The organism is Primorskyibacter aestuariivivens (genome assembly GCF_028023675.1).
In the GTDB taxonomy this organism is placed as follows: Bacteria; Pseudomonadota; Alphaproteobacteria; order Rhodobacterales; family Rhodobacteraceae; genus Marinovum; species Marinovum aestuariivivens.
The window spans coordinates 79534-94138 of the sequence record NZ_JAQIOZ010000007.1 but is presented as its reverse complement, the minus strand read 5'-3'; the positions used below and the strand labels follow the sequence as shown (position 1 = coordinate 94138).

Sequence of the window (14605 nt, the reverse complement as noted above, 5' to 3'; positions counted from 1 at the left end):
ATTTTCGTAGGGTGGGCCGTTCTGCCCACTGTGTTTAATCGATCAGCGGCAGCAGCTTGTTGATGCTGTCTTTCGCATCGCCATAGAACATCCGCGTGTTGTCCTTGAAGAACAGCGGGTTCTCGATGCCGGAATAGCCCGCACCCTGACCCCGCTTGGAGACAAACACCTGTTTCGCCTTCCAGCATTCCAGAACCGGCATACCGGCGATGGGGCTGTTGGGGTCGTCCTGTGCAGCCGGGTTCACGATGTCGTTGGACCCGATCACGATGGCCACATCCGTCTCCGGGAAGTCGTCATTGATCTCGTCCATCTCCATCACGATGTCATAAGGCACCTTGGCCTCGGCCAGCAGCACGTTCATGTGCCCAGGCAGACGGCCAGCAACGGGGTGAATGGCGAAACGCACATTCTTGCCCTTGGCCCGCAGCTTGGAGACCAGTTCCGACACCGCGCCCTGCGCCTGTGCCACGGCCATGCCGTAACCCGGGATCAGGATGACGCTGTCGGCCTCGTTGAGCGCCGTGGCCACGCCATCGGCGTCAATCGCCACCTGCTCACCCTCGACCGCCATCTGCTCACCTGCGGGGCCACCAAAGCCGCCGAGGATCACCGAGATGAACGACCGGTTCATCGCCTTGCACATGATGTAGGACAGGATCGCACCGGAGGAGCCCACCAATGCGCCAACCACGATCAGCAGGTCGTTGCCCAGCGAGAAGCCAATGGCCGCCGCTGCCCAGCCCGAATAGGAGTTGAGCATCGAGACCACCACCGGCATGTCGGCACCGCCGATGCCCATGATCAGGTGGTAGCCGATGAACAGCGCCAGGATGGTCAACAGAACCAGCGTCCAGCTGCCTGCACCAGACAGGTACATGATGGCAAGTACCAGCGAGGCAATCGCCGCACCGGCGTTCAGGATGTGACCGCCCGGCAGTTTCTGTGCCGTGCTGTTCACCTTGCCCGCCAGCTTGCCATAGGCAATCACCGACCCGGTAAAGGTCACCGCCCCGATCCAGATGCCCAGCACCAGTTCGACCCGCAGAATGCCGATCTCGACACCGGTTTTCTTGGCGATCAGCTGACCAAAGGCGGAGAGCCCGTCATTGATCTCTTTCGGCAGGCCGATGGCCTTGTAGCCACCGTCTTCAACCGCGCCCAGCACAAGGCCGTTGGCCTCGTAGATGCCGGAGATGTTGTTGATCATCAGGTCGGCGTTGAAGCCCACGAAGACCGCCGCCAGACCGACGAGCGAGTGCATGATCGCCACAAGCTCGGGCATCTGGGTCATCTGCACCCGCGTGGCCAGCTGGTGACCCACGATACCGCCCAGCGCGATCAGGATGATCGACAGCCACCACAGCCCCGCACCGGGGCCAATCAGCGTGGCCAGAACCGCAATCGCCATACCGACGATGCCGTACCAGACCGCGCGTTTCGCGCTTTCCTGCCCCGACAGACCGCCAAGCGACAGGATGAAGAGAACGCCCGCAACCGCATAGGCCGCAATGGTAAATCCGAAGTCCATGTTCCCGGCCTCCCTTTACGATTTCTGGAACATGGCGAGCATGCGCCGTGTCACGAGGAAGCCGCCGAAGATGTTGATCGCGGCCATGAAAATCCCCAACGCCGCCAGAAGCGCAATGAGGAAGGAGCTTGATCCGATCTGGATCAGGGCACCGAGGATGATGATCGACGAGATCGCATTCGTGACAGCCATCAGCGGGGTGTGCAGCGAATGCGCCACGCCCCAGATCACCTGGAAGCCGATGAACACGGCCAGCACGAACACGATGAAATGCTGCATGAAGCTGGCAGGCGCGATCAGGCCCACGGCCAGCACCAGCAGCGCGCCGATGCTGAGCAGCGTGACCTGTTGCTTGGTCTGCGCCTTGAAGGCGGCGACTTCCTGCGCCCGGCGCTCTTCCGGGGTCAGTTCCTTGACCGGCTCTTTCGGCTTTTGCGCCGCAATTGCGGCCACTTTCGGCGGCGGAGGCGGGAAGGTGATCTCGCCCTGATGGGTCACGGTCGCGCCGCGGATCACGTCGTCTTCCATGTTGTGCACGATCTGACCGTCCTTTTCCGGGGTCAGGTCGGTCATCATGTGACGGATATTGGTCGAATAAAGGTTCGACGCCTGCGTCGCCATGCGCGAGGGGAAGTCGGTATAGCCGATGATGGTCACGCCATTGTCGGTCACGATCTTCTCGTCGGCCACGGTCAGCTTGCAGTTGCCGCCCTTTTCCGCCGCGAGGTCCACGATCACGGAACCGGGCTTCATCGCCTCGACCATGTCCTTGGTCCAGAGCTCCGGCGCTTCGCGGTTCGGGATCAGCGCGGTGGTGATCACGATGTCGACCTCGGGGGCCAGTTCGCGGAACTTCGCCAGCTGCGCGTTGCGGAACTCTTCCGACTGCACGCTCGCGTAGCCGCCGGTGGCCGCGCCGTCCTGCTGCTCTTCTTCAAAGTCGAGATAGACGAATTCCGCGCCCATCGATTCGACCTGTTCGGCCACTTCGGGCCGCACGTCAAAGGCCAGCGTGATCGCACCCAGCGACGTGGACGTGCCGATCGCGGCAAGACCCGCCACACCAGCACCCACGACCAGAACCTTGGCCGGGGGCACCTTGCCCGCCGCCGTGACCTGCCCGGTGAAGAAGCGGCCGAAATTGTTGCCCGCCTCGATCACCGCGCGGTAACCGGCGATATTGGCCATGGACGACAGGGCATCCATTTTCTGCGCGCGGCTGATACGCGGCACCATTTCCATGGCGATGACATTCGCGCCCTTGTCCTTGGCCGCGGCCATGCCTTCTTCGTTCCCGGCGGGATTGAAGAAGGAAATCAAGGTCTTGTCAGCGCTAAGATACCCCAGTTCCTCGGTCGAGGGCTGGCGCACCTTGGCGATGATGTTGGCCTCGGCCCACAACTCGGCGGCGCTACCCACAACGGTGACACCGGCCTCTTCATAGGTGGCGTCGGAGAAACCGGCCTTGGCCCCTGCCCCGGTTTCGACCAGGCAGTCATAGCCCAGTTTCTGAAGCTGGCGCGCTGAGTCAGGCGTCATGGCGACCCGCGCTTCCCCTTCGTAAATCTCTTTTGGTGTCCCGATTTTCACGTTCGTCCCCTTTTGCTCAGGTATTCCTACGCCCCTGATGGGCGTTAATTCGCGTTTCGGTACTTGGACTTTACCCCTGCCGCGACAAACAGCGTTGGCTGTAAACCACAGACCCGGTCGGATTTAAACCCGACCAAAGGTCATGATGCGTTTTCGCCGCAGCTACGGGCCGGAACCGCGCGGGTCTTGTGCAATAACCAGGCTACCGCACATGCCGGTCACCGTGCTGTGATGCTGGAGGGGCCTTGACCCACTGGTCTGCTCGATATTGTCGATTATAGTCCGGTATGCGAAGGGGTTCGCAGCATGTCAGGAGTGTCAATCATGCAACCACATGGCGTATCGCCTTTTTCCATGGCCAGTCGCCGCACGGCGTTGCACGCCTGCATCTGGGGGGCTGTCGGGCTGGTGATCGGACCGGTGACGGCCGGACATGCCCAGCAGGCGATGACTGTCGCCGATATGCGCCCGGACGTCGCGCACCGTGCGGCAGAGGCGGGCGAAATCATCCTGATCGATATCCGCAGACCGGAAGAATGGCTGCAAACCGGGATCGGACAACACGCGGTGCCGCTGGACATGACGCACAAGGATTTTGTCGACACGCTGGTGACGCTTCGCCAAACCCACCCGGACAAACCGATGGCGCTGATCTGCCGGACCGGCAACCGTACAGGTCACGTCACGACGCTTCTGGCGCAGCAGGGATTTCCCGGTCTGGTCGATGTGCGCGAAGGCATGGTGGGCGGCCGCCACGGGCCGGGTTGGTTGAAACGCGGGCTTCCGGTCTATGCGGGCACAGGCGAAAATATCCGGGACAGCCTGAGCAAAGTGCTGCCCTGACCGGTCACAGCCAGCGACGCGTCTGTTCCGTGTAGCGGTGGAAATCCGCGCGGAAGGTGCGGCGCATGCGCTTTTCCTCGGGCAGGACAAAGCGCCGTTCGATGATCCAGACAAAGACCGGGATGAGCGGCAGCGACAAAACCGCGTCCCAATAGAGGATCAACCCCGTCAGGATCAGCGCGTCGCCCAGATAGATCGGGTTGCGGGAGCGTTTGAAAATGCCCGAGGTCACCAGCCGCGCGGGCGTTTCATGGGGAATGATCGTGGTCTTGTGGCGGCGCATCTCGTAGGCGGCCAAGGCAATCAGGATCACGCCGCCGCCCACCAGCAGCCCGCCCAGGAAATCCGCCCACGCCCCACCAAAGCTGAGCCCGTAGGCGTAATGTGCGCTTTGCACCCAGGCCACGGCCAGCGCCATGGCCAGCCAGACGGGCGGTATGTCGATCCATTTCATCGCAACGTCTCCTGAACTGCATCAAGACTTGCTGTGACGGAACGTTGCGCGCAAGCCTGCTTGTCAAAATGCCGCGTTTTGGAAAGGCTGGCGCAAACGGGAGGAGAGACATCATGCTGGACGGAAAACATGCGCTGGTCACGGGCGGCGGAACGGGCATCGGGCTGGCCATCGCGCGGGCCTTGGCCGAACAAGGCGCGCAGGTGACCATCACCGGACGCCGGGCCGGGGTGCTCGAAGAGGTGGCGGGCAACGGGCTGCACCCGCTGGTGATGGACGTGGCCGAGGAGGCCTCGGTCGTGGACGGGGTCGCGGCGGCGGTGGCAGCGCGCGGCCCGGTGCAGATCTGTGTGCCCAATGCCGGGATTGCCGAGGGGCTGTCGCTGCGCAAGATGGATTTGGCGTTCTGGCGCCGTACCATGGCGACCAATCTCGATGGCGCGTTCCTGACCATCCGCGAATGCATGACCTCGATGAGCGAAACCGACTGGGGCCGTGTGATTGCCGTGTCTTCCATCGCCGGGGTGCGCGGGTTGCGCGGCGCGCCCGCCTATACCGCGTCGAAACACGGGCTGATCGGGCTGATCCGGGCGCTGAGCGAGGAATATCTCGGCACCGGCTACACGTTCAACGCGCTCTGCCCCGGCTATGTGGCGACCGATATCGTCACCCGCAATCAGGAAAGCATTTCAGAGCGCACCGGCATGAGCGCCGAGGATGCGCTGCAAATCATGGTCAAGGCCAACCGGCACCGTAAATTGCTGGAGGTCGAGGAAATCAGCGCCGCAGCGCTCTGGTTATGTGGGCCGGGGTCGCAAAGCGTGAACGGCCAGACCATCCAGATCGCGGGAGGGCAGATGTAGCCGTTCAGGCCCCAAAGAGATCAGGCGCGAATGAGCTTGCCCCGCAACAACGGCACAGCAGGTTCCCGGCCGCCGCTGCCCCCGGCCAGTGACAAGGTCGCCGCGCGCAGCATGGCGATCCCCTCTTCCGGGCGCACCGGGATGTCACCGGGCGCGATGGCCGCGCCGATGGTCACGCGATAGGGCTGGCGATGCTTGTTCAGCGTCTCGTGGAACAGGGTGATGTCCCGCAGGCTGGGATGGATCGCGTCGAACAGGTGGAACAGCGCCGAATTGCGCGCTTCCATGCGCACCGAGATGACCGGCAGATCGAATTTCCGGGCCAGCATCGCCGCGGACGCCATCCATGGCCTTTCATGCAGACACAACCCGCGCCGCTTGGCCAGCCGCCCGGAGGGAAAGATCACGCCCAGCCGATCCCGGGCAACCGCACGCCGCATATAATCCATGGTGGCGCGCGTTTTGGCATGGCTGCGCTTTTCTTTGCGCCATTCGACAGGGGCGATCATGTCCTCCATCTGCGGCAGAACACGCAGGATATCGCCATTGGCAAAAAAGAACGCATCCGGCCGGCGCGGGGCCAGCAACCGGTGCAGGATGATCCCGTCAGCGATCCCGGTCGGGTGATTGGCCACGATCAGCGCCGGACCGGTCGCCGGGACATGATCCAGCCCGGTACAGGTCACCTGTCGTGCCAGACGCCGCCCCATCCGGTCCATGATCCGCGCGCTGGGCCAGTCGCGCATCTCCGAGGCCAGCGCCACCGTCTCTTCATAGCTCAGCACCCGGTCGAGTACGCGGCGCGACAGGCGCGCAGGCAGCCGGTCGGCAAACAGCCAGTTGGCACGTTCCTGAATCAGGGGGGCAATACGGTCTCTCATGGCTCCTTTTCGTCATGGCTCTGCAACAGCACCGTGACATTCCCGCGATTTACGCTGCAATTGGCGGGAACCTGATCATGTCCGAGACGATTTCACCCCATGAGCGAGAAATGATGCCGCTCGACGGTAATCCCCCGCGTGTCCAGTTCCTCCTCCAGCGCCTTGCGCGGCGGCACACATTCATAAGGCAGGCGGATTTTCCGACCCTCAGGCGTGACCAGTGACATGCGCAGCGACATGTCCAGCTTGGTATCCAGCCGCACCCGATCCACTTCGGACCGGAGCATCCGTCCCTGCCGCCGCCCGGAGGACCAGCGGAACTCGTCGCTGTCGATCTCCAGGGTGGCGCGCGCGCCCTTGCCCAGTTCGTAAAGCGCGGGCAGCGAGGCCAGCGCCAGCGGCAGCAGGATCCACAGTGTCGCGTCAAAGATCAGGTAGGCGGCCAGCAGCCCCGCCCACCACAGCGCGAGCCCCAAAACCGCACGCGGTCCCCGCGCCGAGGCCTCGAACCGGTAGACACTCATGCATCCCCCAACATGCGGCTGACCATCTCGGTCGTATCGCGGCTCAGCCCCTCGGTCCCTGCGATGCGTTCCAGCGCAGCGCGCGCATGGGCCTGCCGCCCGGCATCATAGCGCCGCCAGGTCTGGAACATGGCGCACATACGCGCCGTGGTCTGCGGGTTCCTGGCATCCAGTTCAATCAGCTTGTCCGCCATCAGCGCATAGCCCGCGCCGCTGGCATGGTGGAACCCGGCATGGTTCATGCCCAGCGCTCCCATCACCGCGCGGAAACGGTTGGGATTGGTCAGGGTGAAATCGGGATGCTCGGTCAGCTTGCGCGCCATCTCCGCTGCCCTGTCCGGTGCTGCATGCCCCACCTGAAGCCCGAACCACTTGTCCATCACCAGCCGGTCATGGTGCCACTGGTCATAAAAGGCCTGCAACTCGGCCTCGCCCTTGCCCGCAGTCAGCAGATTGGAAAGGGCCGACAACTGAAGGGTCATGTTGTCAGCCGCTTCATATTGCTTGCCCGCCTGCGCCCCGCCATCGACGCGCGAGATCAGGCCAAGCACAGCGCCTGCAAGTGCACGTTTGCCCGCAGGACCGGCCTCGGGGCTATAGAGACCCTCCACCTGGTTTTCGGCGTAGAGCGTGGGCAGCAGGTCCTGCAAATGTTCGGCCAACCGCAGCTTCAGCCCCTCATGCGCGGCGTATATGGCCTCCGGATCGGGGGTGGTGTCGCCATCATGCAGCGCCTGTGCGATTTCCGATTGCGCGGGCAGAGACAGAACCTGTGCCCGGAAGGCCGGGTCGAGATCACGGTCGCGCAGCACGGCCTTGATCCCATCGAGATAATCGCCATCGGGTGCCGCATCGTCGCGGACCATGTCGAGCAATGTCGCCCGGGCAAGGTTGCGCCCCGCCTCCCACCGGTTGAACGGATCGGTGTCATGGGCCAGCAGGAAGGCGTTTTCAGCGGCTGACAATTGCCGATCAAGGATTACCGGGGCCGAGAAATCGCGCAGGATGGACGGGACCGGCTCGGCGGCGAGCTTGTCAAAGGTAAAGCTCTGCCGCGCCTCGGTCATTTCAAGCACCGTGGTCGGGACCACCTCGTCGCCATTGGGGCCAAGCAGGCCAACGGCAATCGGGATGACCTGCGGGGCCTTGTCGGGCTGCCCCGGGGTGGGCCTGGTCTCTTGCGTGAAGGTCAGCGTATAGGTGCCGTCCGCCCAGGAATTTTCGACGGAAATACGTGGCGTGCCCGATTGCGTGTACCAGCGTTTGAATTGGCTCAGGTCGCGGCCTGTCACATCCTCGAACACCTTGGTCCAGTCCTCGATGGTGCAGGCCTGCCCGTCATGGCGGTCGAAATAGAGGTCAAGCGCCTTGTAATAGCCCGCGTCCCCCACCAGCCGCTTGAGCATGCCGATCACCTCGGCACCTTTTTCATAGACGGTTGCGGTGTAGAAGTTGTTGATCTCCTGAAAACTGTCGGGGCGAACCGGGTGCGACAACGGCCCGTTATCCTCGGGGAACTGGCGCGCGCGCAGGTCGCGGGCATCGTCGATCCGCTTGACCGGGGCGCTGCGCATATCCGCCGTGAACTGCGCATCGCGGAACACCGTCAGACCCTCCTTGAGACACAGCTGGAACCAGTCGCGGCAGGTGATGCGGTTGCCGGTCCAGTTGTGGAAATACTCATGCGCGATGATCGCCTCGATCCGCTCGAAATTCATGTCGGTGGCGGTGTCGGGGCTGGCAAGCACGGCGGAGGAGTTGAAGATGTTCAGCCCCTTGTTTTCCATCGCGCCCATGTTGAAATCATCCACCGCGACGATGTTGAAGATGTCGAGGTCATATTCGCGGCCATAGACCTCTTCGTCCCATCTCATGGATTTCTTGAGCGCCTCCATGCCAAAGGCACATTTGTGCAGATCGCCCTCGCGCACCCAGATATTCAGCTCCACATCACGGCCCGAGCGGGTGGTGAAGCGGTCGGGATGGTTCACCAGATCGCCCGCCACCAGCGCGAAAAGATAGGCGGGTTTCGGCCATGGGTCATGCCATTCGGCCCAACCCTCCCCCTGCCCGGCCTTGTTGCCGTTGGACAGAAGCACAGGCAGATCGCCTTCGATGAGCACGGTAAAGGTGGACATCACATCGGGGCGGTCGGGGTAGAAGGTGATCTTGCGGAAGCCCTCGGCCTCGCATTGGGTGCAATACATGCCATTGCTCATGTAGAGCCCTTCGAGCGCGGTATTGGTCTCGGGGCTGATCTCGACCTCCGCCTCCCAGGTAAACGCGCCGTCCGGAACGGCGCAGGTCAGGCCCTTGTCCGTCACCTCGGGTGTGACCTCCTGCCCGTCGATTTTCGCGGAAATCAGCCGCAGCTCCTCGCCATGTAGGAAAAACGTCCTATCGGTCGCCTCGGGGTTCGGCGCAAATCGGATACGCGACAGAACCCGCGTGGCGCGCGGCGCAAGCCGGAAGGTCAGATGCACCTCCTCCACCACAAAGCCAAAAGGCGTGTAATCCTTGAGATAGATCGTCTCGGGGGTCGCGTTGGGCGCGGCATCTTTCATCGCAGCTATCCTGTCCGTGAAATGCGGTTGCATGGAAATCCATGCGCTCTGGCCTAGAGTCGTAGGGAACAAGCGCCGGGGCGACAAGGTATCCCGGTGCAGAAACACTGGCTGAAAGGAGCGAGACATGTCCGCACCCGACACGAATGTTGAAAAGGAGAAACAACGCCACAAGCCCGCGCTGACCGGGATCCGGCTGTCACTGATCGTGGCGGCGGGGCTTTTCATTGGTTTTCTCGGCTGGGCCTTTGCCCAGTCCGACGGGCCGGAAGGCGCTGAGACGCAGATCGATGGCCGCACAGGTGACGCGGTGGCCGGGGAATAACGCCACGAATGACAACGCTTCTCTGGTTCAAGCGCGACCTGCGGCTGCGCGATCACCCGGCCCTCAGCCATGCCGTGACTTTGGGCGACCCGATTGCCTGCATCTATATCGTGGAGCCGGATTACTGGGCGCTGCCCGATGTATCGCGGCGGCAGTACCGGTTCCTGTGCGAAAGCCTTGGGGATCTGCGTGATGCGATTGCCCGGTGCGGCGGGACATTGATCCTGCGGGTGGGCGATGCGGTGACCTGTCTGGACCAGATCGCGCGCGAGACCCGCGCCACGCGGCTCATCAGCCATGAGGAAACCGGCAATGGCTGGACCTTTGCCCGCGACAGGGCGGTCGCGGCATGGGCACGGGGCGCAGGGATCGACTGGACCGAACTGCCGCAATCGGGCGTGATCCGACGGCTCGACACGCGCGACCGCTGGGCGGCGGGCCGCGACGCGTTCATGGGGCGCGGGGTGCTTCCCGCACCGGAGCGGCTCGACACGCTTGCGCTGCCCTCCGATCCCCTGCCCATGGCTGCGGCTCTCGGGCTGGAGGACTGCGGCTTGACAGACCCGCAACCGGGCGGACACCGCGCCGCCGACGCGCTGCTGCATTCCTTTCTGACCACACGCGGACAAACCTATCGCCGCGCCATGTCCTCGCCGCTGGAGGGGGCCGGGGCCTGTTCCCGCCTGTCGCCGCATTTCGCCTTTGGCACGATGAGCATCCGCGAGGCGGTCCATACCACAGCGGCACGCCAACGGGCGGTGCGCGGCACCCGCGATGGCTGGACATCTTCGCTCAAATCCTTTCAGTCGCGCCTCGCCTGGCGTGATCACTTCATGCAGAAGCTGGATGATGAACCGGCGCTTGAAGCGCGCTGCCTGCATCCCGCCTATGAGGAACTGCGCAGCGATGATCCCGCGCGGCGGCAAGCTTGGGAACAGGGCGAGACCGGCATTCCCTTTGTCGATGCCTGCATGCGGTCGCTGATCGCAACGGGCTGGCTGAATTTCCGGATGCGCTCGATGCTGATGAGTTTTGCCTCCTATCACCTCTGGCTGGACTGGCGGCAAACCGGTTTGCATCTGGCGCGCATGTTCACTGATTATGAGCCCGGCATTCACTGGTCGCAGGTGCAGATGCAATCGGGCACCACGGGCATCAATACCCCACGTATCTATAACCCGGTGAAGCAAGGGCATGATCAGGACCCCGCAGGCCTGTTCACGCGTCGCTGGCTGCCGGAATTGCGCAATGTGCCGGACAAATACCTTCAGGAGCCATGGCTCTGGGACGGAAAAGCCGCCTATCCCGCCCCGGTGGTGGATGTGAAAGACGCCGCCCGTCACGCCCGAGCCGCCATCTGGGCCGTGCGTCGCGAGGTCGGATTTCAAGAAACAGCGGCAAAGGTGGTGGACAAGCACGGCTCGCGCAAAGACCGCAGCGGGCGGTTCATCCGCGACAAGGTCCCGGGACCCGGACCGCAGCAGCTCAGCCTCGATCTCTGAGCCATGCCGAAAACCACCCGCAAATCCGATCTGCCGCAAAAGACCTGTGTGACCTGTGGCAGGCCCTTTACATGGCGCAGGAAATGGGCGCGGGCCTGGGACGAGGTGAAATACTGCTCCGAGCGCTGCCGCCGCGCGCGTAAAACCTGATGATCGGGATATTTGCGGAAATCGCAGATGATTATTTGGATTTTCCTGAAACACTATTAACTTGCCCGCAAGCGGGAAGTATTGGCGTGCGCCGGGCAACTCGCATAGGAAACGGTATACCATAGCGCACAATGGGAGAGACGGGATGACCACACGGGTGGACCGCGCAGGGCTGGAAGTAGACAAGGTGCTGGCAGATTTCATCGAGGAACAGGCGCTGCCGGGCACCGGCGTGGATGCCGGAACCTTCTGGAATGGGCTGGCGGAACTGGCCCATGAGTTGGGGCCAAAGAACCGCGCGCTGCTGGAAAAACGCGAGGCGATCCAGACCCAGATCGACGACTGGCACCGCGCCCGCAACGATCAGGGTCATGATGCAACCGCCTACAAGGCGTTTCTCGAAGAGATCGGATACCTGCTGCCCGAGGGCGAGGACTTCGAGATCGGCACCTCCAATGTCGATCCCGAAATTGCCACCGTCCCCGGCCCGCAGCTTGTGGTGCCGGTGACCAATGCGCGTTTCGCGCTCAACGCCGCCAATGCGCGCTGGGGCTCGCTTTATGATGCGTTCTACGGCACCGATGCCATGGGCTCCCTGCCCCCCAAAGGTGGCTATGACCGGGGCCGCGGTGCGCGGGTCGTGGCGCGGGCGCGGGTGTTTCTGGACGAGGCCTTCCCGGTGGCGGGCACGTCCCATGCGGATGCGCGGCGCTACCATGTGCAGGACGGCGCGCTGCTGGTCGATGACATGCCGCTTGTGAACCCTGAGAAATTCGTCGGCTATCGCGGCCACCCCAAGGCCCCCGATGCGGTGCTCCTACGCAACAACGGGTTGCATGTGGAGCTGGTGTTTGACCGCACCCATATGATCGGTGCGCGCGATCAGGCGGGTCTGGCCGATGTGCAGATGGAGGCCGCTGTCTCGGCCATCATGGACTGTGAGGACAGCGTCGCTTGCGTCGATGCCGAGGACAAGGTGCTGGCCTATGGCAACTGGCTGGGGCTGATGAAGGGCGATCTGGAGGCGAGCTTCCAGAAGGGCGGCGAAACCATGACCCGCCGTCTAAATGACGACCGGACCTTTGTTGCGCCGGATGGCTCGGAGATTACCGTGAAAGGCCGCGCGCTCCTTTGGGTGCGCAATGTCGGCCACCTGATGACCAACCCCGCCGTTCTGGACCGCGACGGCAACGAGATTTTCGAAGGGTTGATGGACGCGCTGGTCACCGTGGCGATTGCCAAGCATGACCTCAAGCGCGACAGCGGCAATTCGGTGCATGGCTCGGTCTATGTGGTGAAACCCAAGATGCACGGCCCCGAGGAAGTGGCCTTTACCAACGAGATCTTCAACGTGGTCGAACGGGTGCTGGGCCTGCCGCAGGACAGTGTCAAGATCGGCATCATGGACGAGGAGCGCCGCACCACGGTGAACCTCAAGGAATGTATCCGCGCCGCGAAAAACCGCGTGGCCTTTATCAATACCGGCTTCCTCGACCGCACCGGGGATGAGATCCACACCTCGATGGAGGCAGGGCCGTTCAGCCGCAAGGATTTCATCAAGCGCAAGGCGTGGATCGGCGGCTACGAGAACCAGAACGTGGATATCGGGCTGGAATGCGGACTGTCCGGCAAGGCACAGATCGGCAAGGGCATGTGGGCCATGCCCGACGCCATGGCGGCAATGCTGGAGGCCAAGATCGAACACCCCAAATCCGGCGCGAACTGCGCCTGGGTGCCCTCGCCCACGGCGGCCACGCTGCACGCGCTGCATTATCACAAGGTCGATGTGTTTGCCGTGCAGGACAAGCTCAAGGCCGGGGGACGCCGCGCTTATGTCGAGACCATCCTGGACATCCCGCTGGCCAGCTATCGCAAATGGAGCCGCGACCAGATCACCCGCGAAGTGGAGAACAATGCGCAGGGCATTCTGGGCTATGTGGTGCGCTGGATCGATCAGGGGGTGGGGTGCTCCAAGGTGCCCGACATCAACAATGTCGGCCTGATGGAGGATCGCGCGACCTGCCGCATCTCGGCCCAGCATATCGCCAACTGGCTACATCATGGCGTGGTCAGCGCAGACGAGGTGCGCGCCGCGATGGAGAAGATGGCCGCCGTGGTGGATGGCCAGAACGCCGGAGATCCGGCCTATCGCCCGATGGCACCGGGATTTGATGGCATCGCGTATCAGGCGGCCTGCGATCTGGTGTTCAAGGGGCGCGAACAGCCCTCGGGCTATACCGAACCGGTGCTGCATGCGCGTCGGCTGGAGCTCAAAGCCGCGCAGGGCTGAGCGGCAAGAGAGGGGCAAAGCCTGCAAATGGCAGATTGCCCTTCTTCTGTTTGAAAATACCTTGGGGGCTGAGGCGCGCCCGGAGATTGATCCGGTGGATCAATCTCCGGGCCGCAGGGGCGGAGACCGCCCCTGGGCCGAGGGGGCAGCGCCCCCTTTCCCACCCTCCGCGACTTCCCGGATACCCCGAGACATCCACGACGCAAAAATCTTCCAAGATTTTTGCAAAAGTTTTCGAAAACTTTTGCCCGCTCAGGACCGCTCTGGGCGCAACCTGGGGCGTGGGCTTGTCTCTTGTTTCCGGCAATAGTCCTGTGATCTGAGCCACGCCGCCATGTCCCGGCGCTTGGTGGCCGATCGCAACGGCCCCCAATCCGCGGCCACGCCGCGCCAGCGGCTGTCACGCAGTGCCACCGCGTTGTCGCGCGGCACGGTCACCGCCATGATCCGCAGCGCACAGGACAGGTTCTCCACCCCGTGTTTGAGTGCCGCCCCGGTCCCGGCCCGGCAGCCATAGCCGCGCGCCGTGGCGGGCAGGATCTGCAACAACCCGTACCAGCGTCCGCCGCCGCCCACGGCTTCGGGCCGGTAGGTGCTTTCATGTTTTGCCAGCGCCGAGGCGAACCCGGCCCAGAACGCCGCGCGCCCGGCAGTCGAATTACCCGCATAGCCGGGACACCACTCCGCAATGTCGCGGGGCACGCTGTCGACCAGCGGGCTGGCATGTCCTTTGAGCGCGCTCAACATCGCCCGTGTCCAGAGCGCGGCCTCGCTACGGGCGTTCCAGCGTGTCGCAGGGACCCCATCTAACCGCATGGACGGGCGCATGGACTGCTCGGGGGCGAGTTGAGACCGCACCGATTCCCTTACGTCAACCGGCGCCTGTTCCGCCGCCCCGAATGACGCAACAGACATCAAAACCGCTATCAACAATCTTTTGCACATGGCCCCAATGCTGCCCGATCCGGAAACAAAGAACAAACTCTTGCCGCAAAGCATCGCATAGTACCTCTCCCGCGCATGAGAATTTCCGACCCCTGCCGCCCTCCCGCCGCAAACTCCCATCAGATTATTTCGAAAGACTGCCA

General features: G+C 63.2%; 13 protein-coding genes. 6 read left to right on the top strand and 7 right to left on the bottom strand.

The window, feature by feature from the left end; all coding sequences use genetic code 11:
* Window positions 1-34: 34 nt before the first annotated feature.
* Both PGB28_RS09470 and PGB28_RS09465 read right to left on the bottom strand, forming a co-directional pair.
* Window positions 35-1531, bottom strand: coding sequence for an NAD(P)(+) transhydrogenase (Re/Si-specific) subunit beta (locus tag PGB28_RS09470; protein WP_271421270.1), 1497 nt, complete (start codon window positions 1529-1531; stop codon window positions 35-37).
* Between the two features lie 15 nt (window positions 1532-1546).
* Window positions 1547-3121, bottom strand: coding sequence for a Re/Si-specific NAD(P)(+) transhydrogenase subunit alpha (locus PGB28_RS09465; protein ID WP_271421269.1), 1575 nt, complete (start codon window positions 3119-3121; stop codon window positions 1547-1549).
* Window positions 3122-3445: 324 nt separating this feature from the next.
* Here PGB28_RS09465 and PGB28_RS09460 point away from each other — a divergent pair, with 324 nt between their 5' ends.
* On the top strand, window positions 3446-3964 hold the full coding sequence (locus PGB28_RS09460) for a rhodanese-like domain-containing protein (RefSeq protein WP_271421268.1): 519 nt from the start codon (window positions 3446-3448) through the stop codon (window positions 3962-3964).
* Between the two features lie 4 nt (window positions 3965-3968).
* Here PGB28_RS09460 and PGB28_RS09455 read toward each other — a convergent pair whose 3' ends face one another.
* Entirely contained in the window at window positions 3969-4418 is a 450-nt protein-coding gene (locus PGB28_RS09455) for a methyltransferase family protein (RefSeq protein ID WP_271421267.1), read from the bottom strand.
* Window positions 4419-4528: 110 nt separating this feature from the next.
* Between PGB28_RS09455 and PGB28_RS09450 the strand changes: the two genes are divergently transcribed.
* Window positions 4529-5281, top strand: a complete 753-nt coding sequence (locus PGB28_RS09450) for an SDR family NAD(P)-dependent oxidoreductase (protein WP_271421452.1) — start codon at window positions 4529-4531, stop codon at window positions 5279-5281.
* 20 nt (window positions 5282-5301) lie between these two features.
* On the opposite strand, the gene PGB28_RS09445 is transcribed toward PGB28_RS09450, so the two are convergent.
* From PGB28_RS09445 to pepN, 3 genes are all read right to left on the bottom strand, one after another.
* A complete protein-coding gene (locus tag PGB28_RS09445) occupies window positions 5302-6162 on the bottom strand; it encodes a 1-acyl-sn-glycerol-3-phosphate acyltransferase (protein ID WP_271421266.1) in 861 nt (286 codons plus the stop codon).
* Window positions 6163-6254: 92 nt separating this feature from the next.
* The gene (locus PGB28_RS09440; RefSeq protein WP_271421265.1) at window positions 6255-6686 is read right to left on the bottom strand and encodes a hypothetical protein; all 432 of its coding nucleotides are present in this window, start codon (window positions 6684-6686) and stop codon (window positions 6255-6257) included.
* Entirely contained in the window at window positions 6683-9250 is a 2568-nt protein-coding gene (gene pepN / locus PGB28_RS09435; protein ID WP_271421264.1) for an aminopeptidase N, read from the bottom strand. Before pepN ends, PGB28_RS09440 begins: the two co-directional genes overlap by 4 nt.
* 127 nt (window positions 9251-9377) lie before the next feature.
* On the opposite strand from pepN, the gene PGB28_RS09430 reads away from it, so the two are divergent.
* The 4 genes from PGB28_RS09430 (at window position 9378) to PGB28_RS09415 (ending at window position 13517) form a co-directional block, all read left to right on the top strand.
* Entirely contained in the window at window positions 9378-9575 is a 198-nt protein-coding gene (locus tag PGB28_RS09430; protein WP_271421263.1) for a hypothetical protein, read from the top strand.
* Window positions 9576-9583: 8 nt separating this feature from the next.
* Window positions 9584-11077, top strand: a complete 1494-nt coding sequence (locus PGB28_RS09425) for an FAD-binding domain-containing protein (protein WP_271421262.1) — start codon at window positions 9584-9586, stop codon at window positions 11075-11077.
* Window positions 11078-11080: 3 nt separating this feature from the next.
* On the top strand, window positions 11081-11227 hold the full coding sequence (locus tag PGB28_RS09420) for a DUF2256 domain-containing protein (RefSeq protein WP_271421261.1): 147 nt from the start codon (window positions 11081-11083) through the stop codon (window positions 11225-11227).
* 145 nt (window positions 11228-11372) lie between these two features.
* Complete coding sequence (locus PGB28_RS09415; RefSeq protein WP_271421260.1) at window positions 11373-13517, top strand: malate synthase G; 2145 nt, start codon at window positions 11373-11375, stop codon at window positions 13515-13517.
* A gap of 252 nt (window positions 13518-13769) precedes the next feature.
* Here the strand turns inward: PGB28_RS09415 and PGB28_RS09410 are convergent, their stop codons facing one another.
* On the bottom strand, window positions 13770-14333 hold the full coding sequence (locus PGB28_RS09410) for a transglycosylase SLT domain-containing protein (protein ID WP_333908231.1): 564 nt from the start codon (window positions 14331-14333) through the stop codon (window positions 13770-13772).
* Between the last annotated feature and the right edge of the window lie 272 nt (window positions 14334-14605).

Bases quoted from the DNA above. Each gene is read 5' to 3' on its own strand.
- PGB28_RS09470 (WP_271421270.1), bottom strand. From the start codon at position 1,531: ATGGACTTCGGATTTACCATTGCGGCCTATGCGGTTGCGGGCGTTCTC.
- PGB28_RS09460 (WP_271421268.1), top strand. From the start codon at position 3,446: ATGCAACCACATGGCGTATCGCCTTTTTCCATGGCCAGTCGCCGCACG.
- PGB28_RS09455 (WP_271421267.1), bottom strand. From the start codon at position 4,418: ATGAAATGGATCGACATACCGCCCGTCTGGCTGGCCATGGCGCTGGCC.
- PGB28_RS09445 (WP_271421266.1), bottom strand. From the start codon at position 6,162: ATGAGAGACCGTATTGCCCCCCTGATTCAGGAACGTGCCAACTGGCTG.
- PGB28_RS09440 (WP_271421265.1), bottom strand. From the start codon at position 6,686: ATGAGTGTCTACCGGTTCGAGGCCTCGGCGCGGGGACCGCGTGCGGTT.
- pepN (WP_271421264.1), bottom strand. From the start codon at position 9,250: ATGAAAGATGCCGCGCCCAACGCGACCCCCGAGACGATCTATCTCAAG.
- PGB28_RS09430 (WP_271421263.1), top strand. From the start codon at position 9,378: ATGTCCGCACCCGACACGAATGTTGAAAAGGAGAAACAACGCCACAAG.
- PGB28_RS09425 (WP_271421262.1), top strand. From the start codon at position 9,584: ATGACAACGCTTCTCTGGTTCAAGCGCGACCTGCGGCTGCGCGATCAC.
- PGB28_RS09420 (WP_271421261.1), top strand. From the start codon at position 11,081: ATGCCGAAAACCACCCGCAAATCCGATCTGCCGCAAAAGACCTGTGTG.
- PGB28_RS09415 (WP_271421260.1), top strand. From the start codon at position 11,373: ATGACCACACGGGTGGACCGCGCAGGGCTGGAAGTAGACAAGGTGCTG.
- PGB28_RS09410 (WP_333908231.1), bottom strand. From the start codon at position 14,333: ATGCGGTTAGATGGGGTCCCTGCGACACGCTGGAACGCCCGTAGCGAG.